The 24195-nt window shown below is 38.5% G+C and carries 16 protein-coding genes; 4 read left to right on the top strand and 12 right to left on the bottom strand.

Features of this window, described 5'->3' with window-relative positions:
• Positions 1–92 precede the first annotated feature (92 nt).
• The 3 genes from ald to JNUCC23_RS05560 all read left to right on the top strand — a co-directional run bounded on the left by ald (position 93) and on the right by JNUCC23_RS05560 (position 3398).
• The gene (gene ald, locus JNUCC23_RS05570; protein ID WP_403072289.1) at positions 93–1226 is read left to right on the top strand and encodes an alanine dehydrogenase; all 1134 of its coding nucleotides are present in this window, start codon (positions 93–95) and stop codon (positions 1224–1226) included.
• Between the two features lie 395 nt (positions 1227–1621).
• Entirely contained in the window at positions 1622–2479 is an 858-nt protein-coding gene (gene liaG, locus JNUCC23_RS05565) for a LiaG family protein (RefSeq protein WP_454214720.1), read from the top strand.
• 127 nt (positions 2480–2606) lie between these two features.
• Positions 2607–3398 (top strand): DUF2935 domain-containing protein, encoded by a 792-nt coding sequence (locus JNUCC23_RS05560; protein ID WP_403072283.1) that lies wholly within the window; start codon positions 2607–2609, stop codon positions 3396–3398.
• A 339-nt stretch (positions 3399–3737) separates the two neighbouring features.
• Here JNUCC23_RS05560 and JNUCC23_RS05555 read toward each other — a convergent pair whose 3' ends face one another.
• The 3 genes from JNUCC23_RS05555 to proC form a co-directional block, all read right to left on the bottom strand.
• On the bottom strand, positions 3738–4496 hold the full coding sequence (locus tag JNUCC23_RS05555; RefSeq protein ID WP_454214718.1) for a YqjF family protein: 759 nt from the start codon (positions 4494–4496) through the stop codon (positions 3738–3740).
• 178 nt (positions 4497–4674) lie between these two features.
• Entirely contained in the window at positions 4675–6048 is a 1374-nt protein-coding gene (locus JNUCC23_RS05550; RefSeq protein ID WP_403073956.1) for an FAD-binding oxidoreductase, read from the bottom strand.
• 153 nt (positions 6049–6201) lie between these two features.
• Entirely contained in the window at positions 6202–7011 is an 810-nt protein-coding gene (proC, locus tag JNUCC23_RS05545) for a pyrroline-5-carboxylate reductase (protein WP_454214716.1), read from the bottom strand.
• Positions 7012–7262: 251 nt separating this feature from the next.
• Between proC and JNUCC23_RS05540 the strand changes: the two genes are divergently transcribed.
• Positions 7263–7850 carry a DNA-3-methyladenine glycosylase gene (locus JNUCC23_RS05540; RefSeq protein ID WP_454214714.1) on the top strand — a complete coding sequence of 196 codons (588 nt, stop codon included), beginning with the start codon at positions 7263–7265 and terminating at the stop codon, positions 7848–7850.
• Positions 7851–7899: 49 nt separating this feature from the next.
• Here JNUCC23_RS05540 and JNUCC23_RS05535 read toward each other — a convergent pair whose 3' ends face one another.
• From JNUCC23_RS05535 to nfsA, 9 genes are all read right to left on the bottom strand, one after another.
• Positions 7900–8445 carry an RDD family protein gene (locus JNUCC23_RS05535; RefSeq protein ID WP_403072273.1) on the bottom strand — a complete coding sequence of 182 codons (546 nt, stop codon included), beginning with the start codon at positions 8443–8445 and terminating at the stop codon, positions 7900–7902.
• Positions 8446–8690: 245 nt separating this feature from the next.
• Positions 8691–11723 carry an efflux RND transporter permease subunit gene (locus JNUCC23_RS05530; protein ID WP_454214712.1) on the bottom strand — a complete coding sequence of 1011 codons (3033 nt, stop codon included), beginning with the start codon at positions 11721–11723 and terminating at the stop codon, positions 8691–8693.
• A gap of 385 nt (positions 11724–12108) precedes the next feature.
• Complete coding sequence (locus tag JNUCC23_RS05525) at positions 12109–13296, bottom strand: amidohydrolase (protein ID WP_403072267.1); 1188 nt, start codon at positions 13294–13296, stop codon at positions 12109–12111.
• A 79-nt stretch (positions 13297–13375) separates the two neighbouring features.
• Positions 13376–14569 carry an amidohydrolase gene (locus JNUCC23_RS05520; RefSeq protein ID WP_454214710.1) on the bottom strand — a complete coding sequence of 398 codons (1194 nt, stop codon included), beginning with the start codon at positions 14567–14569 and terminating at the stop codon, positions 13376–13378.
• Positions 14570–14696: 127 nt separating this feature from the next.
• Positions 14697–16130: an MFS transporter gene (locus JNUCC23_RS05515; RefSeq protein WP_403072261.1), complete on the bottom strand. Its 1434-nt coding sequence runs from the start codon at positions 16128–16130 to the stop codon at positions 14697–14699.
• Positions 16131–16517: 387 nt separating this feature from the next.
• A complete protein-coding gene (locus JNUCC23_RS05510; RefSeq protein WP_454214708.1) occupies positions 16518–18857 on the bottom strand; it encodes a helix-turn-helix domain-containing protein in 2340 nt (779 codons plus the stop codon).
• A gap of 126 nt (positions 18858–18983) precedes the next feature.
• Positions 18984–20150 (bottom strand): sporulation protein YhbH, encoded by a 1167-nt coding sequence (gene yhbH, locus JNUCC23_RS05505; RefSeq protein ID WP_403072255.1) that lies wholly within the window; start codon positions 20148–20150, stop codon positions 18984–18986.
• A gap of 566 nt (positions 20151–20716) precedes the next feature.
• Positions 20717–22612 (bottom strand): PrkA family serine protein kinase, encoded by a 1896-nt coding sequence (locus JNUCC23_RS05500; RefSeq protein WP_062182841.1) that lies wholly within the window; start codon positions 22610–22612, stop codon positions 20717–20719.
• 631 nt (positions 22613–23243) lie between these two features.
• Positions 23244–23993, bottom strand: a complete 750-nt coding sequence (gene nfsA / locus JNUCC23_RS05495) for an oxygen-insensitive NADPH nitroreductase (RefSeq protein ID WP_062182844.1) — start codon at positions 23991–23993, stop codon at positions 23244–23246.
• Between the last annotated feature and the right edge of the window lie 202 nt (positions 23994–24195).

Here is a 24195-nt window from a genome sequence, read left to right as displayed (position 1 = left end):
TAATTTTCTGATTTCACATATCATATTTTTTCTGATACAGTTATACTTTGTGTACAAAGAGTGATTCTTTTTTGAAATGGAGTGATTTGATTATGCGAATTGGAATTCCTAAGGAAATAAAAAACAATGAAAATCGTGTCGCCATTACTCCCGCTGGTGTTGTCGCTTTACGTAATGCTGGTCATGAAGTATATGTTGAAAAAAACGCTGGTCAAGGAAGCAGTTTTTCTGATGAATCTTATTTAGCTGCTGGAGCTATTATTGCCGAAACAGCCGCAGAGGTTTGGACCACCGCTGAAATGATCCTTAAAGTAAAAGAACCTATCGTGTCAGAATATCAATATTTCCGGAAAGATTTAATTCTTTTCACATACCTACACTTAGCTGCAGATCCTGAGTTAACAAAAGCACTTAAAGATAGTGGTGTCCTTGCCATTGCCTATGAAACGGTTTCAGTGAGTAACACACTTCCACTATTGACGCCAATGAGTGAGGTAGCTGGTAGAATGGCTGCACAAATAGGTGCTCAATTTCTTGAAAGAACTCATGGTGGGAAAGGAATCTTATTAAGTGGTGTTCCAGGCGTAATACGTGGAAAAGTAACGATTGTAGGTGGCGGTGTTGTCGGTACGAATGCAGCCAAAGTAGCCATCGGTTTAGGCGCAAATGTCACGATTATTGATCTCAGCCCAGACCGTCTTCGCCAATTAGACGATATCTTCGGAAATCAAATTTCCACATTAATTTCTAACCCATATAATGTGGCACAAGCTGTATCTGAATCTGATTTAGTCATTGGTGCCGTATTGATTCCTGGAGCAAAGGCTCCTAAGCTTGTTACAGAAGAAATGGTAAAATCGATGTCGCCTGGTTCAGTTGTCATTGACGTTGCTGTTGACCAAGGCGGGATTTTTGAAACAGTTACCAAGATTACCACTCACGATCAACCGACATATGTAAAGCATGGAGTCGTCCATTATGCTGTCGCGAACATGCCTGGAGCTGTCCCAAATACATCAACTCTAGCCTTAACAAATGTGACAATACCGTACGCGCTACAAATTGCCAATAAAGGTGCCGTGACAGCCATTCTTGAAAACGAAGCACTGGCAAAAGGAGTAAACGTCGCAAACGGCGAAATTACCTTTGAGGCCGTTGCTAAAGACCTTGGCTATAAATACGTACACGTTGAAACGGCGTTAAAAAATGAAAATATTAATGGATGAGGCTATTAAGAAAACATCTTAATCCTCTAAGCCGTTTTCTTTTTAGAACCTCACATATAAAAGAACAAAGATAAAAGCAGTGGATTTCGTGAACGAAATCCACTGCTTTTAACACTTTTACAGACAAAGCTTGATTGTAAATGGGATTTGACATTGCCCAGTATCATATTTCAAAGAAGCGCCACTTTATCATTTGACCATTTAGTTCTACATATAACGACTGTATTTGTATGAAGGACATAGGGACTTAGGCCTCGCATCGCCACTGATGAAAGTTTCACCTTATCACTACGCCTCAAGCCCTAGCAATAAATAATTCCCCAGCTCATTGTTTCAACAACTGTATTTCCTTAAAATTAAATTATCAAAAACAAATCACTAATGGAGGTTTTTTTGTGAAAAATTATCTAATGATTTTTCTTATTATTATTGGAATTGCTTTATTATTTACAATATCCAATACGATTCCTTCGCTTTTTTCTCATGGGGAATCGAATCATACTAAAATGTCAAAAGGAATAGATACACTTGATTTTCATATTTCAAGTGTCGAAGCAAAGATCGTTCCCGAAAAAAGGTCGGATATAAAGGCAGAGTTAAGTGGTAAGGGTTCTGTCAACGTAAGGCAAAAAGGGAATAAAGTAATGATTGAATACAAGCGTAAATGGTTTGAGCAAATTGGCTTCTTCAACTCTCCTAAGCTTACGGTCTATATTCCTGAAGATTATCATGAAAACATGGACATTTCCGTTTCGTCTGGCAGCTTGAAGTTTGCTGGTGACTCAAAGAAACATCCAATGGAACTTAAAGACCTTTCCGTAAATATTGGGTCAGGTCACGCAGATTTCGCCAATCTTAACGTAGATACCTTCACTTCTGTTGTTTCATCAGGAAATTTTGAAATGAACGCTATTACAACAGATTCTGGAAACTTTGACGTGAGTTCTGGCAGAATGGTTGTCAAACATTATAGTGGCCAACTACAAGCTGAGGTTTCTTCTGGCCTTGTAAATATCCAGCTTGATAAATTAACCGCTCCAGCTGATGTTACAGTAAGTTCAGGTTCCGCCAAATTAGATGTACCAGACGACGCGAGCTTTACGCTTCATGGCAAAGTAAGCAGCGGAGTTATTAATAATAGCTTTCAATTACAAAACGCAACGACATCAGATAAGAATATAGAAGGAACGTATGGCACTGGTAAATATCCAATAGACCTTCAAGTATCGAGCGGCAACATCACTGTGCATTAAGTGTACCTGTTCATTTTTCCATAATAAAAGACATCCAGCATAATTTGAGAACCCCTCCGCTAAAATGTATGACTTCTAGCAGTATCACATATAGATTAAATAGCTTGTGATAAGAGGAGGGGCTTTAATGGCAAATGAATTTGTAAGCAAATCCTTAGATGAAATCCGTTTCTGGTCAAGGATTATGAAAGAGCATTCCTTATTTTTAAGTTTGGGTTTCAGTTCAGATGATACTACATTAATTGATGAAGCCAAGCAATTCATCACGGTTTTTGAAAGAATTGAGGAGCAAGTAAATCGGTTTTCCCCTAGTTCAGATCCACAGCAGGTTCAAGCGTTTAACAATCAAGTGTATCAATCCGTGGCGTCTATTTGGGCTTATAAAAGAAAGGTATTGGGTCTAACTTTACGATGTGAGGTGCTCTCAAATAATTACCCCTTGTTGATTGATCATACGAGTCGAGAAGCTGCTTATTTCGCGAATCGATTGAAAGAGCTCAATGAAGGAAAACTTGTGCCTTTGCCTGAGGCGATTATTCAAGAAAATGTTTTCTTTCTTAAAATTATGGCGGATCACGCCAAGTTTATCGGGCATCTTTTAGATCCTAGCGAAAGAAAACTAGTCGACCAAGCACGAGAATTTAGTCATGATTTTGATCAACTTCTGTACCAAGCAATCGATTTGGAGCATATGAGACCAGAATCCGAGACGCCTGCCCTTCTAGACCAATTTTTAGATCAAAACAGAGTTTCCGTCGTTTCACTAAGGGACTTCAAGAAAACAGCGCGAGATTTAATCGAAGCATGCCGGATCAAGAGTAATATTCACCCTCTTCTAGCTGATCATGTATTTAGGGAAGCAGAAAGGTTTATTGAAATTATCGATATGTTTGAAGGACATCTTCAAAATAGTCATTGATAAAGTGAAACTTCAATCAGTGGGGTTTTCTTCATCCCCACTGATTGTTAGCCCCGTTCTAGTGTCGCTAAATCTTCGATAAAGCGACACTACGAACCCGATTGGTTCACCTACGCTTCTTCGATTCCTCTAAGCCTTGAGGTGGGGGTCTTACTGCCTGTTAATGCCGGATAAAAAATTTCATATGAAAAGTACGAGGAAATATAAATAAAAGGAAGCTTCTCTACTCGCTTTATTAAGCGGAAGCTTTCTTTTTTATGTTACCCCTTGTTAGTCAGACATCGATTAATGTTCGCTTGGCTGCTAATCCTAACTCCTCTCTTTTTTTACGCTCTTAACCTACTTCATCCTCTCTCCTACCTTCTTTGGCGGATAGACGAAAACCCTTCTTCGGTTTGAATAATGTAGTAAACTAGGGATTTTCACAATATTGTCTACTGGTAAAAAGGATGCCATCGTGTTGATTAAAGTGGTTACTTTAGCTTTCGATACCTTCCATTTATCATGATGGATGTCTCCTCTTAATAGTTTTTTTCCCTGAAACGAATACATACAATACCGCTCCAACAGCCAGTGATCTAAAGACCCCGGCAGTGATTCAAACAATACATCTCCCGGTTTATAGGTGAGATCAATTTTTTCAGAGGTGCTGTTATCTAAGTGCCTTTCGCTCTTAAATTGAAAACCATTTTTCAGCTGCTGAAATTTCATATGGGCATGTTTATAGGGAAGCCCTACTGAGAGCTTTGCCCCAATCACAAAGAGTGGATGGTTCGCATCCAGACTGAATAAATAGATACCTGGAATGCCCTTATACGTCACATAAGTTCGGACGTTTAACTCCAGATAGGAATTCAACATTGGAAGAGGAGGAATTCCCCTTGCCTTCATTTTCGTGACCCTAAATGGAATGATAGTGATCCATCCCCTATTTTCATAAACATCCAGATCGAATTCAAGTGGTACGTAATTCCTTAAAACATTCGGGTCCATTGGATAATGCATAAATAATAAGTCCTCCCACACCTGACTCAATAACCAAGGTGCGGAAGGCAAAGGAAAAGGTCGATGATCAAGCTGCTTAAATTCAACGTGCATGATTCTTCCTCTCTCCTATCATGAATAAGATTTAACACTTTTATTTACCTTATCCTATATCACCGATATTTATGAACATGACGAGTAACAACAGGCGAATTTGGGATCACAAATTGTTTACAACAGGAAATGTTTTCACTCACTTTCAGATCTATCAATAATTGGAAATTAAATTGATTTATTTCGTTTCGTCCAAAAATATTTTTCCTGGATTTAGTATTCCTTTCGGGTCTAATACTTGCTTAATCGATAACATGACATCATACGCATTTCCATGTTCACGGCGTTGGTAAATTCTTTTGCCAATCCCGACCCCATGTTCACCTGTACATGTCCCCCCACGACTAAGTGCATAGTCAACAATTTCTGCATTTAACCGCATCGCCTCGGCTACTTCAAACGGATCAGTTAAATCCAACATAAAGAGCACATGATAGTTGCCATCCCCAACATGACCTGCAATGGCTCCTTCTACTTTCGAGAGGTCTATTTTTTCTCGAGTGTTCAGAATCGCATCCGCTAATTCGTGAAGTGGAACACTGACGTCAGTAGACATCAGCTTTTTCCCAGGTGAGCTATGAATTAAAGCATATGCAAGCTTATGTCGCGCTGCCCATAGTTCATTCCTAGCGATTAAATCGATTTCAAACGTAATATTCTCACAGCCCAAGTCACGAACAATGTCCTTTGCAAACTCGACATCTTGCGCTAAGCCTGCAGCGTTACCATGAAATTCAAGGAATAAAGTTGGTTTTTCTTCATATGACTTGTTCATATAGGTATTTACTTGTGTGATTGAGCGCGCATCCATCAGTTCGATTCTTGCGATTGGAATCCCAGCAGACATAATGCCATTCACAGCTGAAACCGCTTGCTTAACAGAAGGAAACAAGGCTCTTCCTGCGACGATTTCTTCTGGAATGCCATATACTTTAAGAGTCAGTTCGGTGAATACACCTAGTGTCCCTTCCGAACCGACAAACAACCCGTTCAAATGTAATCCTGACGAAGATTTCGTCGCTAAGCTTCCAGTATGGATGATTTCCCCATTAGCTAAAACCACTTCAAGGTCACGAACTTGATCGCGCATGATCCCGTATCTAACCGCTGTGGTTCCGCTAGCATTGGTCGCAGCCATCCCACCAAGGGTAGCATCTGCACCTGGATCAACTGAAAAGAATAGTCCATATTTCTTCAACGCCTTGTTAAGTTGTGTTCGTGTAACACCTGGCTGAACTTTGACTAAAAAATCTTTTTCTCGTACTTCAATCACCTTGTTCATCAGCGACATATCCAGAGAGATGCCGCCATTATAAGGAATCGCATTCCCTTCCAAACTTGTACCGAGTCCAAAAGGAACAACAGGGACTTCTTGTTCGTTGGCAAATTTTAATAGAGCACTCACTTCTTCTTTACTTTCTGGAAAAGCAACGACATCCGGCAAATGTGGAGTATGATAGGACTCATCCCGGCTGTGCTGCTCTAATATCGTTTGATTAATGGTTACCCGGTCCTCTGCTAATAGACTTTTTAACTCTTTTACATAATTTATCATATTAACCACCTCTTCTTTAATCGTTGTCCCACCTAATCTTAATCGATATTGACAGAAAATTAAATATATTCACGCTCCTATTATGGAAATTAACTTCATATAGCTCGCTAAACAAAAAAAAGCCAATCGTAACTGGCTTTTCTTCCATTCTTATTCATCATCTAATCCTTTACTTTTTCGAGTGCATGCTTCCATGGCATTCAGGATTGAGGCTCTGAAATTGCTTTCTTCCAATGCAGCAACTGCTCGAATGGTTGATCCTCCTGGTGTGCACACATCATCCTTCAAGCTACCCGGATGCTTCTCTGTTTCAAGAACCATTTTCGCGGCTCCGAGCACAGCTTGGGCAGCCATTTTGTACGCTTGCTTTCTTGGAATGCCATCTCTGACTCCGCCATCAGCTAACGCTTCAATAAACATATACACATAGGCAGGTGAAGAACCACTAATAGCAGGCACAGCATCCATTAGTTCTTCTTTCAGAAGTTCTGTTTTTCCAAACGCATTCAAGATATCTTTTACATTAGCCAAATCTTCTTCAGTTATTGACTCATTAATGGCAAAGGCTGTCATTCCTTCTCTAACTAAAGATGGTGTATTTGGCATCGTCCGTACCACTTTAACCGACTTGCCGAAAGCAGACTCCACTGTTTGAATAGAGATGCCTGCAGCGAGCAAAATAATCACAGAATCTTCTTTCACATCATGCTTAACTTCTTCGACCACTTTCGCATAACTCGATGGCTCAACCGCTAAGAATAAAAAATCTGCAAATCGGGCAATATCTTTATTATTAAGTGATCCTTGAACTCGGAGCTTTTCAGTTACCTTGAATAACGTTGCTTCCGAACTTGTACTTACTTTTATTGAATCAGCTGGTACAACGCCCGCCCTGATCATCCCTTCAATCATGGCCTGCCCCATTTTTCCGCAGCCAATAAATCCAATTTGTTTATTCATATAAGACACATCCTATTTGTTTATTCTATCCCGGTTTAACAGTACAGTGGAAAAAAACTCACTGATGGAAGTTTCACTTTATTATAAGATGATTTAAACGAACTATGCTATTATTTAGCAATTAAGATATTTTCTCATATAGATCCCAATCACACAAAAATATATGGACTTATAAAGCGAAACTTCAATCAGTGGGGGTTTTGACTTTCCGTTCATGCCGGATAATATTGCTAAACAGTGGAGGTAAACATATGACTAAATTTCATGCATTAGCCTGTGATTTTTATGACAAACCAACATTGGATCTCGCGCAATCTTTACTTGGCTGTTTGTTGATAAAAGAAACACCCGAAGGCATCTGTTCAGGGTATATCGTGGAAACCGAAGCTTATATGGGACCTTGCGATCGTGCCGCCCATAGTTTTGGCAATCGACGGACGAAACGGACAGAAATCATGTTTGGCCAGTCCGGACTGGTCTATACATACCAAATGCATACTCATACATTGGTCAATGTCGTTAGTGGTGGAGTCGATAACCCCGAAGCCATCCTCATTCGAGCTGTAGAACCTGTCGAAGGAATTGAACTGATGCAGCAAAGGCGTGGCTTACAAGCTGGGAAGAAACTGACGAATGGACCCGGGAAGTTAACAAAGGCACTTGGGATTACTATGCAGGACTATGGCTTGAGCTATACAAAGCCGCCGATTTATATCACCCCTGGTATGATTCCCGAACATATCTCCAGCGGTCCTAGAATCGGTATTGACAATAGCGGTGAAGCAAAGGATTATCCATGGCGTTTCTGGATTACAGGGAATTCGTATATCTCCAAGTAGTTTTCTAGGTTCAAAAAGGATCAGACATCAAATGTCTGATCCTTTTTCATTACGGCAGGTTTTTCGTTACAAATGTTCCTGCAATCAAGTCGTGAAGCGCGCGCTTATCTTCTCTTAGTCCAATCATAAAGGCACTAATTATATAGAGAACACCTGATAGTAAAAGGCCGATCATCACCCAAACGAACCCTTTCAATAGTAGTCCGCCAAGTACCTCATCACTCATCAAATCTTCATTTATTAATACATCAAATCCTGAGATACCGACTGTTACTATAAAGCCGATAACACCTAAGATTGAAGGTAATCCATATACAATCCATGCAATGACATTACGCTTAATCATTGTCCAGAGCGTAACCTGACTTCCATCAAGCTTTACAATTCGAACCTTGAGCGCTTTTTTCCCGACTGTATAACCATACCAAAAGATAGGAAGTAATAAAGCATATAAAAATGAAATAATATTGCTCACCCATTCAGAAGTCCCATCCGAAAAAATTGCTCCTAATATTAATCCAAGTACAATAAAAATAAGTGCATCAATTACCTTTGCGCCAAACCGCACCCAAAATCCTGCTGGGTTTTCAACCATAGTTGTGTCCTCCTTTACTTACTCCACTAACAACATACATATTCAATTATACATAAAATTAGAAGATCCATTACTTTTTTTCTAAAAAGGTCATGATTTCCTATTATTAATTATTTTTCCGTTTGTGATTATGAGCTTATAAAAAAACAAAACACCTGACCACCAAAAGGTGATAAGATGTTTCCTATTTTTTCAACTTAATAAAAGGGTTAGACACTATTTTGACACCTTCTTTACCCCTTTAATTATAATGAAATTTCCTGTTCAACGCTTTCTACAGCCCGTTGTTTCTTTGATTTTTTAAAGTATAGCAGCTCATAAATACATGGGATGACGATTAGTGTCAGTAAGGTTGCCATGGCTAAGCCTCCAATGACCACAATGGCTAAACTTTGTGAAACTAAGCTGCCAGTTTCCGATTCTTTCAATAATAGTGGAAGCATTGCACAGATTGTAGCAATTGCTGTCATGAAAATCGGTCTCATTCTAGTAGCTGCTGCTTCTACCAGCGCCTCCCGAATAATCATCGTTTGTTCGTTTTGTTTAACTCGATCTAAAAGAACAATGGCATTTGTCACGACAATTCCTATAAGCATTAATGCTCCTAGAAGTGCAGTTATATCTACAGATATTCCGCTTATGACAATTCCTAAAATAGCGCCGATTGCTGCAAGCGGAAGAGAGCAAAGAATGGCAATTGGTGCTTTAATCGACTTAAAGGTGATGACCATAATTAAAAATACAATGCCGACGGAAACAAGCATGATGAGAAATAAATCCGTAAAGTCATCTGCCTGCTGAGCACTAGCTCCTCCGATAAGAACGTCTACATCCTCTGGAAGATTCATCCCTTCATGATCCTTTTGGTCCCCGAATATCTCAAGATTTACCTTGCTTGATATTTCGGACAGCTTTGCAGAATCGACAGAAGCCGTTACACGAAGGTAAGTTTCTCCGTCTTTATGAAACTGGTTAGTTGAACGCTCTTCACTTTGTAATGAAGCGATAGACGATACTGGAACAAGACCAGCATCTGTAGAAATCGGAATATTTTTCAATTCTTCAGGCGTTTTCGTATCAAGAATAGGCTCCAGAAAGACTGGTGTTTGTTTGTCATTCAAATTGATCGTTCCAATTGATGTTTGATTTAACATGATACCAACTTGTTTGGCAATTTGTTCTGTGTTCCCTTTTGCAGGATCTACCGTTAAGGAATAAACAGTTTTCTTTTCATCTTGATTAGTTGTCACTTCTTTGACACCATCAATTTCTTCTACTTTTTCTTTAATAGCGTTGGCAGTTTTTTCAAGATCGGTTACATTTTCCCCGACTACATCGATTGTGACATTCGTACTGCCTCCCCCCATCATAAATGAGGAAGCGAATACCTCTAACTGTGCATCAGGATATTGATTTTTCTTATTTTCCACTTCAGCTAGTATCTTTTCTGTGTCTTCTTTATCATGTAACAAAATACTTAAGGTCGCTTCAGTAGGTGATCCAACATAACCGAACTGAGCAGCCTCAGCCGGAGACCCTACTTGTGAGAATACATAGTTGACCTCATCCATTCCACTTACCCATGATTCTAGTTCAATCGTCTTTTTCTTTACTTCTTCAATCGGTGTATCATTCGGATAACTTAATGTGGCAACGACATAGTCAGCAGATGAATTATCAACTGCCCCCTTAGGGATGACAAAATATGTCCCGATCGAACCGACAAAAAGAAGGAATGCAATCAAGAATACAATCCATTTGTGATTTAATGACCAAGTAACCATTTTCGGAAAACGTACTGCTGGTTTATGTTCAGGAAGCTTTGTATTCTTCAGTAAACTTGCACTCATTAATGGTACAACGGTCAATGCAACGATGAGAGAAGCAAGCAAGGAGTATGTGACCGTTAAAGCAAATGGTAAAAGAAATTCTTGAAGTCCTCCGTTCAACAGACTCATCGGTAAGAAAACCGCCACTGTCGTTAATGTTGAGGAGGTAATGGCAACTCCTACTTGCTTCGTTGCATCAATGACCATTTGGACAGAAAATTTCTCTGTTTGCATTTTTCGGAAAATATTTTCGATGACAACAATACTGTCATCAACAAGACGCCCAACAGCAACAGCGACTCCGCCAAGCGTTAAAATATTCAATGTAATTCCAGACCACGACAGCAAGAACAGTGTAAAACAAAGTGATAGTGGAATCGAAACAATGGTAATAAAAGTAGACCGGATATTTCGCAAAAACACCATAATGACAATGGTTGCGAATAGTGCACCAAGCAGGACTTCTTTCATCATGGTTTGTACGGAGGTCTGTACCATGTCAGCAGATGATATGTAAACCACAGACTCCTGCTGATCATACATTTCATTTATTTCCTTCGTTACTTTTTCTACCTCTTTACTTATTGTCACTGCATTTGATTGGCTGTCCTTCGTAATGCTAATATCTAGACTATCTTTCCCATTAAAACGACTAATGAAATTGGCATTCTTTGTTTCGTCAATCGTTGCTATATCTCCAAGCGTTACATTTGGAGCTACCACTAATCCTTTCAGCTTCTCTAAACTAGTTACGTCACCGATCACCTTAATATTGCTTGTTTTTCCATCAATGATTTTTTCCCCGATGGATAAGGCTGTGTTTTGACCTTGAAGAACTCCCATAACTGCTTGGAGTGAAATTTGTTTTTCATTTAATTTATCATTATTAATTTTGACGGATACGCTGGAATCTGTAATCCCATACACATCAACACTCGAGACACCTTTGATATCTTGATATAGCGGTTGGAGTTTTTCCCGTGCTAATGCCATATTATCTGCCGTCATTCCATCTTCAAAAGTTACGGCTATATTAGCGATAGGAATCATAGATGTATTAAGTTGTGAAACGGTAGGCTTTGATATATTAAGAGGTAATGTTACACGATTTAACGCATCTTGAACCTCTTGTTTAGCTTGCTTCATATCCGAGCCAGCTTCGAAAAATATGTCAACTTTTGAGAAACCATCTCCCGTTGTAGAGTAAACCGATGTTTTTCCATTCACACCTGTTACTACTCTTTCTACAGGAATGGTTACCTCCGTTTCCATTGTTTTCGAATCGGTACCTTGACCCATTGCGATAATCGTTACCTGTGGATTATCAGCAGCAGGCAGAAACTCCATTGGCAATCTCAAATAACTAACAATACCAATGATTAAAATTAATATAGTCATTAATGAAACTGCAGCTTTATTACCAAACGCCCACTTCGTTATAAACGACACTTCCACGTCACCTCTCAATAGATAAATTTGACATCGATACAAATATTACCATAGACCCACTAGAAAAGTATCGAATATTTAGTTAATTTTAAAAGTTAACAATTTTACATTTCATTCATAATTCCTCCTCTTAGCTAATATGTAGGTTGCATGTTCATTTTAGAAAAAAATTACATTAAATGCATGGAGCCCTAGGATTATCTTTTTCTAAGTCTCGAGACGTAGGATCACCGGTATAACTTTCTATATAAAACAAAAAAACCTTATCACACCCTCGTACAACACGAGGAATGCAATAAGGTTTCATTCGAATAAAAGGGATGTAAAAACACTAAGCTCTCATTTTAGGAAAAAATTTGAATAACGAAGTCATATACTTTTTGTGTTAGTCTACTTCATAGTAGCTGCATACAACTTGTCCTACTGCTTTTGCCGCTACAAGAAGGGCATCTTCGTCAATATCAAATTTTGGATGATGATTGAAGTAAGGTTCTTCTACACCTTTTGGAGAACATGCGATGTAAAAGAAGCAAGCAGGGAATTTTTCTGCATAGTAGGCAAAGTCTTCGGATGGCGGTAATGCCGGAAATTCCTTCACTTCTTTAATATCTTTATCATTCATACTTCTTAGACTTGCTGCAACCTGTTCTGTAAGTTCAGGGTTATTGTATAAAGGCGGATAATCCGGTTCATATGTTAGCTCACAAGTCACGCCGAACTCTTCTTCTAGGCCTTTAACAAGACGACGAACTTCTTTTTCAATCTTTTCCTTTGTTTCTAAAGCCATATAACGGATATCACCTTCAAGTTCAACACTGTCTTTAATGACGTTAAAAGTACCTTTTCCATCAAATGAACCAATTGTAATAACGCCGACTTCAAAAGGATTTAACCGGCGACTAATAATCGTTTGAATGGCAGTAACAAAGTATGAACCAGCAACAATCGCATCATTAGCCAGATGAGGCGACGAACCGTGTCCGCCTATCCCTTGAACTTTTAATTTGAAATACGCTCTTCCATTGAATGAAAATCCTGCATGATACCCCACAACTCCTGCTGGACCCATTGGTAACAAATGAATGCCGTAAACAGCATCTAAGTCGTCGATTAAACCAGACTCAACAATACTCTTTGCTCCACCTGGTGGAACCTCTTCCGCATGTTGATGAATAATTTTAATCGTTCCTGGAATTGATTCTTTTAATTGAATCAAACAATCAGCTAACACTAATAAATATGCTGTATGTCCATCATGACCACATGCATGCATAACCCCTTCATGTTTCGATTTAAAAGGGACATCTGTTTCTTCTACGATTGGCAATGCATCAAAATCTGCTCGTAAACCAATTGTTTTTCCTGGTTTTCCACCTTTAATCGTTACAATAATGCCATAACCATTACCTACATTTGTTTGAATTTCAACATCTTTTCCTTTGTAAAAATCAGCAATATATTGAGCTGTTTTCTCTTCTTTAAAAGACAACTCCGGATTTTCATGTAAATAGCGGCGAATTTGAATGATTTCCTCTTCTCGTGCTTCTAACATTTCCATTAACTGTTTTCTCACAATAGTTCCCTCCCTAATCATGACCACTTTTATTACAAAAACGAGGTTAATCCATTATTATCCAATTAAACTTGATACCTTATTCTATATCGGAATAACTGCAAACTACTTGAGCGACTGCTTTTGCCGCTACAAGAAGGGCATCTTCATCGATATCGAATTTTGGATGATGATTGAAATAGGCTTTCTCTACCCCTTTAGGTTTACAGCCAATATAGAAAAATGCGCCAGGAAATTTTTCCAAATAGTAAGCAAAGTCTTCGGATCCAGACAGCATGTCGAACTCATAAACGTTTTTAATATCCGGATCATCTTTTTTCAAGCTTTCAAGACTTTTCACAACTTCAGCTGTCCGTTCAGGATCATTGTATAATGGCGGATAATCCGCAGTATATATGAGCTCACATTTCACATCAAATTCAGCTTCAATTCCTTTCACTATTCGATGGATTTCTTGATCGATCAAAGTTTGCGTTTCCTTCGTCATATAACGAACGTCGCCTTCAAGTTCAACACGATCTTTAATCACATTAAAAGTACCTTTTCCGTCAAAAGATCCGATCGTAATAACACCGACCTCAAATGGATTTAATCGACGGCTGATCACCGTTTGAACAGCTGTTACAAAATGGGCAGCGGCCACAATGGCATCATTAGCTAAATGAGGCGAGGAACCATGTCCCCCCACTCCTTGAACCCCTAATTTGAAATATGTTCTTCCTGCCATTGCATAGCCACTACGGTAGCCTACACTACCCGCTGGACTTGTTGGGAACAAGTGAATTCCATATACCGCATCCAAGTCATCAAGCAAGCCAGATTCAACAATGCTCTTGGCTCCACCTGGTGGAACCTCTTCCGCATGTTGGTGTATGATTTTAATCATACCTGTAAGAGAATCTTTTAGTTGAATTAAACAATCGGCTAACACTAATAAATATGCCGTATGTCCATCATGCCCACATGCATGCATGACTCCTTCGTTTTTCGATTTAAACGGAACATCCGTTTCCTCAACAATGGGCAGCGCATCAAAGTCTGCCCGTAATCCAATTGTTTTTCCCGGTTTGCCACCTTTAATCGTTACGATAATTCCATACCCATTGCCGACATTCGTTTGAATATCCACATCTTTGCCCTTATAAAAATCAACAATATATTGTGCTGTCTTTTCTTCCTGAAAAGATAATTCGGGGTTTTCATGTAGATATCGACGAATTTGAATCATTTCATCTTTACGCGCTTCTAACAAATCCATTAATTCACTTCGCATTATATCTACCTCATTTATAAGTTAAGATTAGACAGTTTCCTGTATTTCCTCTCAATGAATTAATCTTCCCCCACTCGATGTTCCAAGTGAAATATTAGGAGAGAAGACTTCTCCCCAACGTGTTTCTTTAATGACTAGGATGTGGTTGACCAGTATTTTTTCTTGATCGAGGTGATGGCTCATTGGATGTTTTTCCAGCATCACTAGGAACCATAAAAATAATCGAGATGATGGAAAGTATACCGAAGATTACGTTGACAATTATCCCTCCTGTTGCAGCTAATTCAACACTACTAGTAGCCGCAATGGCACCGTAAACAGACGCAGAAATCGCAACGCCGAACGCCGAACCGAGTGAACTTGCCATTTTGTAAACCCCAGCCGCTGCCCCAACTTTATCAGAAGGTGAATTAGATACAGATGTATCTGTAGATGGCGTTGCATAAATTCCAAGTCCAAGACCGAACAAAGCAAACCCAATAAATACGACAACTGTATAGGTAATACCGGGTAAGAATGTTAATCCCATCAGAGCTACACCAATTGTAGTTATTAAAGCCCCCCAAATCATTGGAGACTTTGCGCCTGATTTTTGTAAAATTTTCTCACCGACACGAATCATCGCAAGCACTGCTACTAAATAACCGATTGATAACATGCCTGATTGAAAGGCCGTAAATCCGCGAGCGACTTGAACATACGTATTCGCTACAACAAGTGTTCCAGCAATTGCATTTAACAAGAAGTTGGAATATGTGGCTCCTGCGTATGGTTTATTTTTAAATAAAGAGAAGTCAATCAATGCAATCGATTTCTTTAATTCCACCTTAACGAATACAATGATCCCTATGATTGCGACCACTGCACAAATTAAAGTTAAAGCGCTTGTCCAGCCCCAATCCGCACCGCGAGTAATAAACAAGTTTAAAGCAAGCATCGTAATAATAAAAATACCTAATCCAGAATAGTCAAATTTAAAAGCACCTGTGGATTCTGCTTTACTTTCTGGAGTATCTTTTATAAGCCACATCGCAAGAAGTGCGAAGATAATAGAAAAGATGAAAATCCATCGCCAGCCCATATATGTTGCTATTGCTCCACCAGCAAGTGAACAAACACCTGAGCCACCCCAAGAACCGATGGACCAGTAACTGAGGGCTCGTTGTCGATCAGCCCCCTCATAATAATCTTTTACTAACGCAATTGTTGCTGGCATAATACATGCTGCTGAAATCCCTATAAGTATACGTCCGATAATCAACAATGCTGCTCCTTGTGTTATAACAATCAGCAAGGAGCCGATAACGCTTAAAATTAACCCTACATACGTGATTTTTTTACGTCCAATCTTATCTGCAAAGCCACCAGCAGCAACGATAAACATGCCTGAGAACAAGGCAGATAAACTAATGGCTATGTTTATTGTTCCAAGTGAAATCCCTAAATCTGATTGAACGGCCGGAACGACATTGACCATTGATTGAGCAAACAGCCAAAACGTGATAACCCCGAAAACAATACCAATAATCAATTTATTTGTGCCTTTATAATTTGTTTCCATGGTGAACCTCCTGATGTTTTGATTAGATTTCTATCAGATTGTCTAAAGATTAAATGATTACTTACCTCTATCATTTGCATAGGGTAAAGTTTTCACAATAGAAATAATATCCATAATAGCTTTAATTTGTGGAAATAATCTATTAGAACAAATCTTAACAGGAACCTTATGTTTATTTTCTCTACATTCATTATAAAAAATATAGATAAATCAGTAGAGTCAATCCTTATGTTGTTTCATACCATTTGGAGTGAAATATTAAACCTCGTCTCGAATCAGGTAAAAAAAAGAGGGTTGATTTTTTACCATCTATTAATTAAAGATGTTTTTTAAAAGCAAAAAAGGATCAGACCCCATATTCTTTTGCTGGTGGTCTGATCCTTTTATTTATTGATACGTTTTTCGAATATCAAAAAAGTGAATTGCGTTGCTCGTCAAGTAGGAATAAAATGACCAATTTCCATCAATCGTTTCATCAAATAATTCCAAAGAAGGACGGCTGGAATTGATGATATAATCAATAATTTCGGCATCCATTCCATGGTTACTGTTTAAGTTCCACCATTTCGTATATAAAGCTCCATGTTCTTTGTCAAACACTTGTTTACGTATTTGATATTCGCCAGTTTGTAATCCAGAAATAGTAATGCGAATATCTTTATTAAGTTTTTGAAGGATTGTCTCTTCGAGTGAGAAATAAGGATTAACAATTGTACAATTCATCAATACCAATTGAAAACCTCGCTCATTTTGCGTCATCACGTAATCTGAACCGCGTGCCACAACTTCGCCATGAAGACGTTTTAAGAACATCATGGCAAAATAAGCAGGACGCTTTCCGTTAAAATAATGGAATAATTCTAAGCCGTCCATTCGAAAACGCTGATCCCTCCCCCCCTCTTCATGGACTTCTGTGTTAATCCAGAATCCGACCGATTCCACGTCATTCGCGATATCCAAAACGTTTTTTAAGACTAAAGCTCCCCGAAAAAAAGTGCCGTTTGTAAATCGGGTATTCCCAGACAATGTATTCCATGATACGAGATGAAGCGGTTTTTCTAAATGGTTTTTCTTTAAATACCGCTTCACCTTACTTGTTTTTTCTTTAATATAATCCTTCGCTAATTGGAACGAGTCATCTACCATTTCTTCAAAGTCAATAAATTCATTTTGGTTCGCACTGTAGCCGATAAAATCTATGTACTCACTGCATCCTAATTGCCATATATGATGATCACTTGTTTTTTCTTTGTGGAAAGAAAACGGCATATAGACCCCAACACGAATCGACCCAATATACTTTTTCAGTACTCCGTGTAATTTTAGATAGATTCTTTGAAGCTCTTTCGCTTCGACACCTGTAGAATACGACTCATAAAACATAACATGCCAGTGTTTAACAAACTCTTCTCCGTATATTTGCAAACAATGCCTCATGAATTGAGTGAGCTTAGTAAAATAACGATCTTCATTCCTTGAAATATCCTTATAATCAATCCGTACGAATAGAGCCAAATCATACTTTTTTAGAAATTCTAGTGCACGATCAATATTAAAATATGGAGAGGTCGTCGCAATCGCTTCATCTGTTTCTACCTCTGGAGGAATCACTGTGCGGCTGAGTAGATGATGAACTCCAATATACCGAAGCTGTAAATCTTGTTTCACTGCCAGTACTTGAGATTGAACATCTTCCTTTAATAATTCGACGATTTCTCCAATATTAAGAATGTGATCTGGACAATTTAATTTCAACGATAACGGCTTGGACAAGTTGATTGACAGCTTATCAAAACGTGTCTCAGTGTGAGAATACGACTTTTGATCTTCCATCAGCAGACTGCTTAAATTCGCAACTATTTCTGGTGAACGAATCAGCATCGCAGCATCCTCAATGCTATAGCTTTGAACAGAATCTTCTGTTTGTATCCCATGTTTTTCCCGATAAGCATGAGGGGTTATTTCGTATACTTCTTTAAAAAGGCTAGAGAAAGACTTAGAATTGGGAAATCCATTGTTCATGGCAATTTGCGAAATGGAATCAGACGTATATAGTAAATCCTTCATGCTATGTTTAAGCCTGATATTCATTAAAAAACGGCTGAACCCCATCCCCATTTTTTGTTTAAAATAGCGGGATAGATAGCTCGTAGAAAGATAAAATTTCTCAGCTACCTTTTCTAAAGTAATCATCTGCTCATAATTCTTTTCCATATAGTCAATCATCTTGGATAATCGTAAGTTGTCCGTATCTGCCCTTTCAAAGACACTCCCCTCTTCTTTGAAACGACGGATGAGGATCAGAAGTATTTGCATGATATTTCCATGAATCTCGATCTTATAGCTTTCTTCTTGTCTATAATGGCTGACCATCACATTTGCAAGCAACCTTCGAATGGATTGAATCATGTCATCTCTTCCCATATCGATTTCTCGAGAATAACATTCAAATCGACGATTCCGATACTCCGCGTAATGATGATCCATAAAGGCATCCGAGATAGTTAAGGAAAGCGTGCTATTACTTTCACTTCCTTGGACCTGATAAAGCTGATTGCGATTAATAACAAGCAAGTCTTTTTCTTCCAAATGATAAAAACGACTATTGGTTTCAATTTTTAATTCACCATTTATAACAAGGATGATCTTAATTCCTTTGTTTACTCTAGGTGCAAGAAATTCGATATTTTGCAAAGAAATTTGAAAATCTGTATGTGAATCGTTCAATCTTTTTCACCCATTTCTCATTCTTGCCCAATACATGGCATACTGTGTATTCTTTAAATTTTTATACTCCACCCCATCATAACAAATAAACGCAGACCAAGAAATCTTGTTCTGCGTTTGCCCTAATTAAGCATGTATTTGCGTTTCTTCATTTTTAAAAAAGCTCTTCATCGCGTGAAAAACATCAGATTTTTGTTTTAAAATATAATGGCGAAACTTTTCGTTGCTTATATTTTTGTAGGCTGTCATAAGAGTTGAGTGGCGATTGTATTGGTTGACCTCTCCATAACCGAACATATTAGATACCTTCATGAGTTCTTCGACGAGTTTTACACAGCGGGCGTTATCAGAGGTAAGATTGTCACCGTCTGAGAAATGAAATGGGTAGATATTGAATCTATCAGGGGCGTATTTTGTGTCAACGAGCTCTAAAGCTTTGCGATAGACGGATGAGCAAATCGTACCACCGCTTTCTCCTTTTGAAAAGAAATCTTCTTCTGAAACGACCTTGGCTTCTGTATGGTGAGCAATAAATTCTATTTCAACAGATTCATATTTCGTCCGGAGAAAGCGATTCATCCAGAAGAAGAAGCTACGAGCCATATACTTTTCCCAGAGTCCCATACTTCCTGACGTATCCATCATCGCTAAAACGACTGCTTTAGAGTCCGGCTTTTCGATTTCATTCCAGGTTTTAAATTTATAGTCTTCTTTATAAATCGGATGAAAACCTGGATCACCACTTAAGGCATTTCGTTTAAATGCAGAGATCATCGTTTTTTTCTTATCGATATTTCCCATCAAACCCGTTTTTCTAATATCATTAAATTCAATATCCTCTACTGTGTTATCATCCCTTTCTTTGCGCTGTAAATTTGGAAGTTCTAGCTGACTAAACAATGCCTCTTCAATTTCAAGCATGGTTACTTCCGCCTCATAATAATCCTCTCCTGCCGAGTCCCCTGCTCCCTGACCTTTACCTGGTCCTTTTTCCGATGAGCCATCTCTTGCCACTACATCTCCAACTCGACTTTCTCCATCACCTTGACCTACATGCTTATTTTTATCATAGTTATAACGGATCTTATATTCATCCAATGAACGAATGGGGATTTTCACGACGTCTTTTCCATTAGACATGATAATACTTTCCTCAGAAATTAAATCCGGAAGATTATTCTTGATCGCTTCTTGCACCTTTTCCTGATGTCTTTGTTGATCATCAAAACCTTTTCGGTGGAGGGACCAATCCTCCTGTGAAATTGCAAACTGATGATTATTCTCTTTCGTCATACACTTTCCCCCCTTAATAGCAAAGCATAATGCGCCTGCTTATCGGCGACAAGAACAATATGAGCAGGTATAAAGATCACTTTATGATTTTCTTGACAGATTAACTTGTGATCTCTGGCCGATGACACACAGGCGACTTTATGAAACTTTGTCTACTTCTGCCACACTCTTTTTGCAAATATCGAAGTCCGTACAATCATCGCAATCATGATCGTGTATCGTGCTATACACCAATATTCTATGAATTAGTCTTCTTATTTCTAATAAATTCTCGAACCATCCTTTATCTCCTTGCATATGATACGGTAGTGCGGAAATCTTTATAACCCTAATACTATAAAGTGAAACTCCATAGACTTTGCAAATTATTTTCGTAAAAGATTGTATTACTCTATCCTATGCAAGGACACGCAATAATTTACAAAAAAATTTTTAAAATAGGTAAATACCTTTAAACTGTACAAGCTTCTAAATATAAAGTTCATTTAACATAATTGAATAGTATGACTTGTCCGAAGCAAAAAGGGATCTGACCTCTCAAACTGAAGTCAGACCCCTTCTATAAATTATCGATTCAATAGACTGCCAACATACTGGAGCAATTCATTTGCAGATGTAGAATTGTAGCCATGCTCTTCGATTAGCCTTGCCACTACTTCATTCACTTTCTTCAATTGGCTCTCATCTGGTGTTTTCGAAGATGTTGTAATTTTGACAACATCTTTTAAATCAGCAAATAGTTTCTTTTGAATGGCTTCACGCAGACGGTCATGTGAATTATAGTCAAACCGTTTTCCTTTTCTAGCGTAAGCCGAAATTCGAATTAAAATTTCTTCACGGAACGCCTTCTTCGCATTTTCTGAAATTCCAATTTGTTCTTCAATCGAACGCATCAACTTTTCATCTGGAGAAATCTCTTCACCAGTTAATGGATCGCGCAGTCTCGATTTATTGCAGTATGCTTCGACATTATCGAGATAATTATCCATTAATGTTTTCGCCGATTCTTCATATGAATACACGAATGCTTTTTGAACTTCATTTTTCGCAATCGCGTCATATTCCTTGCGGGCAAGTGAAATAAAATTTAAATATCTTTCACGTAGCTCAGCTGTAATCGAAGGATGTTGGTCAAGCCCCTCTTTCAAAGAACGAAGTACATCAAGTGCATTGATCGATGGGTTTTCTTTGCGAATAATCGTCGAAGAAATGCGGTTGATCACATATCGTGGGTCAATTCCGCTCATCCCTTCATCCTGATGCTCTTTTTTCAGCTCATTAATATCCGCTGAATTGAAGCCTTCCACGTTTTCACCATCATAGAGACGCATTTTCTTAATTAAATCGATATCTCCTTTTTTCGGATCCTTCATCCTGGTCAGAATACTGAACATCGCTGCTACTTTTAATGTATGTGGCGCGATATGAACATTATGGACATCGCTTTCGTTAATCATCTTTTCATAAATCTTTTCTTCTTCTGTTACTTTTAAATTGTATGGAATTGGCATAACGATGATTCGTGAATGCAGGGCTTCATTTTTCTTATTTGAAATGAATGATTTGTACTCGGTTTCATTTGTATGGGCTACAATGAGTTCATCAGCAGAAATCAGTGCAAATCTACCTGCTTTAAAATTCCCTTCCTGTGTAAGCGAAAGTAAATGCCAGAGAAATTTCTCATCACACTTCAGCATTTCTTGAAATTCCATCATCCCTCGGTTTGCTTTATTTAACTCACCATCAAATCGGTATGCACGTGGATCAGACTCCGATCCAAACTCGGCAATCGTCGAGAAATCAATGCTTCCTGTTAAGTCAGCAATATCTTGAGATTTCGGGTCAGATGGACTGAATGTTCCAATGCCTACCCGTTTATCTTCGGAAAGGAATACCCGCTCAACGATCACATCTTCAATTCTATTTCCATACTCCTGCTCAAGCCTCATTAAATTCAGTGGAGACAAATTCCCTTCAATGCGAATACCATATTCATCAAAGAAGTCTTGGCGTAAATTTTGTGGAATTAAATGAAGTGGATCTTCATGCATTGGACAGCCTTTTATTGCATAAATAGCACCTGTATCTTTAAGTGAATACGATTCTAATCCTCGCTTCAGTGCTGAAACGAGCGTCGATTTCCCCCCCGATACCGGTCCCATCAGGAGTAAAATCCTTTTTCTCACATCTAATCGTTTTGCAGCCGGATGGAAATACTCTTCTACAAGGCGTTCAAGCGACTCCTCTAATCCAAATAATTGACCACTAAAAAAATTATACTTCCGTGTTCCATTAACTTCTTCTATACCAGCATCTCTGATCATGTTATATACACGTGAATGTGCAGATTGCGCAACCCATGATTGTTCTTTGACAATCTCCAAATATTCCGCGAAGGTGCCTTCCCATTTCAACTTGTGCTCTTCTTCTCTAAATCTCGCAATCTTTCCTAAAATGTCCATCTTTAGCAACCTCCCCTTGTTACCTATCAGAGATGAATACTTTAATCTATGCACCGAATCTGACAAACATGTACAAAAGTTCAGACGAAATGAAAAAGCAATTCGGAAACGCCCCATGTACTATTCAAAAAATTCCCTCCATTAACGTTCACAACGTTGAAAAATTGGGGTATACTACCTTTATACGCAATATTGGAAGAATTCGGTTTAGAGGGGGGTACATAATGGGAACGGTAATTGTTCTTGCGGTCATGGTGACATTTTTAGTCGCAATTTTCACAGCTGGATACAATGACAAACCATTTGTGAAAAAGTAAGAGAAAACACGTGGCAAAGTTTAAATGGGGTAGAATTAATAAGTGTTTTACTTAAAATGTAGCGATCATTCTAAAAAAGGATGTCTCATATGGGACATCCTTTTTTAGAATGATCGCTACGGCTTTGTCTTCGATTTCTATGTCAACTATTTCATCTTCATCGCCTCATTCTGAACACAGAAAATAGAACGATTCATAAATGTGTATGGCTCTACTCAAAACACTATTTAAAAAAAGGTTTCGTTACATTTGTACGGGTAGCTCATATTTATCCCGCTTACAAAAAATAATAACCCCCTGATGAAAGTTTTTCTTTATCGTTTGTTCAAGCCTTGACGTTCTATAAAATCCTTCATATACATTCTGCTTTTTTTCGTAATCATCCCGACCATTTGTCTTGTCCATGTATCTTTCCGAACGGCATTCGTCCGTTTTCGGTAATACCCGGAAATCGTATCATTATAATTCTCCAATTGAGCAATAAATTCCTCTTTATCAGGCTGATACTCATTTTCATGATACACATTTTCAATGGGTAGACGTGGCTTTTTTTCACTTTTCCCCATTGGATACCCGACAGCCATACCGAATAATGGGATGACTTTGGATGGAATATTGAGAAGCTTTATTACTTCAGGTAAATGATTGCGAATGCCGCCAATATAGCAAATACCAAGTTCCATCGATTCCGCAGCTAAAGCAGCATTTTGGGCGGCAAGTGCAGCATCAATGGTCGCAACCATGAATTTTTCCGTACTTTCTAACGGCACAGATAAATCCATTTCTTCCATTTCCGCTACAATCTCAAGGCGATGCAAATCTGCACAAAATATAAATAGGTGTCCATTATGTTCCACATAAGACTGCGGACCGGAAAGTTCTGCCAACGCCGCTTTTTTCACAGGATCCGTAATCCCGATAATCGAATACGCTTGTACAAAGCTTGAAGTAGAAGCTGCTTTGGCAGATTGGACAATTGCTTCAATCTGTTCGGACGTTAATAGCTTGTCTTGAAATGATCGAATGGAACGATGATCCATTATCTTTGCAATAATTTCATTCATACCCTATTCACCCTCATGTAAGTTCATTTGGTAAAGCTTTATTCACCCAAATCGATGATAAAATAATTTTTATTTGAAGCATGTGAAACCACCGTTTCATCGGCAAGAGAAAAATGAGCCAATAATCAACAGCTTCATCTAACAGAGCTTAGTAAAAAAGGGCTCAGCTTTTAAACCGGCCCTTTTAAATGATGTTCAACAA

This window comes from Peribacillus sp. JNUCC 23 (genome assembly GCF_053653995.1).
This window is presented reverse-complemented; position numbering and strand designations above follow the sequence as displayed.

Bases quoted from the DNA above. Each gene is read 5' to 3' on its own strand.
- JNUCC23_RS05520 (WP_454214710.1), bottom strand. From the start codon at position 14,569: ATGCGAAGTGAATTAATGGATTTGTTAGAAGCGCGTAAAGATGAAATG.
- ald (WP_403072289.1), top strand. From the start codon at position 93: ATGCGAATTGGAATTCCTAAGGAAATAAAAAACAATGAAAATCGTGTC.
- JNUCC23_RS05560 (WP_403072283.1), top strand. From the start codon at position 2,607: ATGGCAAATGAATTTGTAAGCAAATCCTTAGATGAAATCCGTTTCTGG.
- proC (WP_454214716.1), bottom strand. From the start codon at position 7,011: ATGAATAAACAAATTGGATTTATTGGCTGCGGAAAAATGGGGCAGGCC.
- nfsA (WP_062182844.1), bottom strand. From the start codon at position 23,993: ATGAATGAAATTATTGCAAAGATAATGGATCATCGTTCCATTCGATCA.
- JNUCC23_RS05555 (WP_454214718.1), bottom strand. From the start codon at position 4,496: ATGCACGTTGAATTTAAGCAGCTTGATCATCGACCTTTTCCTTTGCCT.
- JNUCC23_RS05500 (WP_062182841.1), bottom strand. From the start codon at position 22,612: ATGGACATTTTAGGAAAGATTGCGAGATTTAGAGAAGAAGAGCACAAG.
- JNUCC23_RS05515 (WP_403072261.1), bottom strand. From the start codon at position 16,130: ATGGAAACAAATTATAAAGGCACAAATAAATTGATTATTGGTATTGTT.
- JNUCC23_RS05535 (WP_403072273.1), bottom strand. From the start codon at position 8,445: ATGGTTGAAAACCCAGCAGGATTTTGGGTGCGGTTTGGCGCAAAGGTA.
- yhbH (WP_403072255.1), bottom strand. From the start codon at position 20,150: ATGACGAAAGAGAATAATCATCAGTTTGCAATTTCACAGGAGGATTGG.
- JNUCC23_RS05540 (WP_454214714.1), top strand. From the start codon at position 7,263: ATGACTAAATTTCATGCATTAGCCTGTGATTTTTATGACAAACCAACA.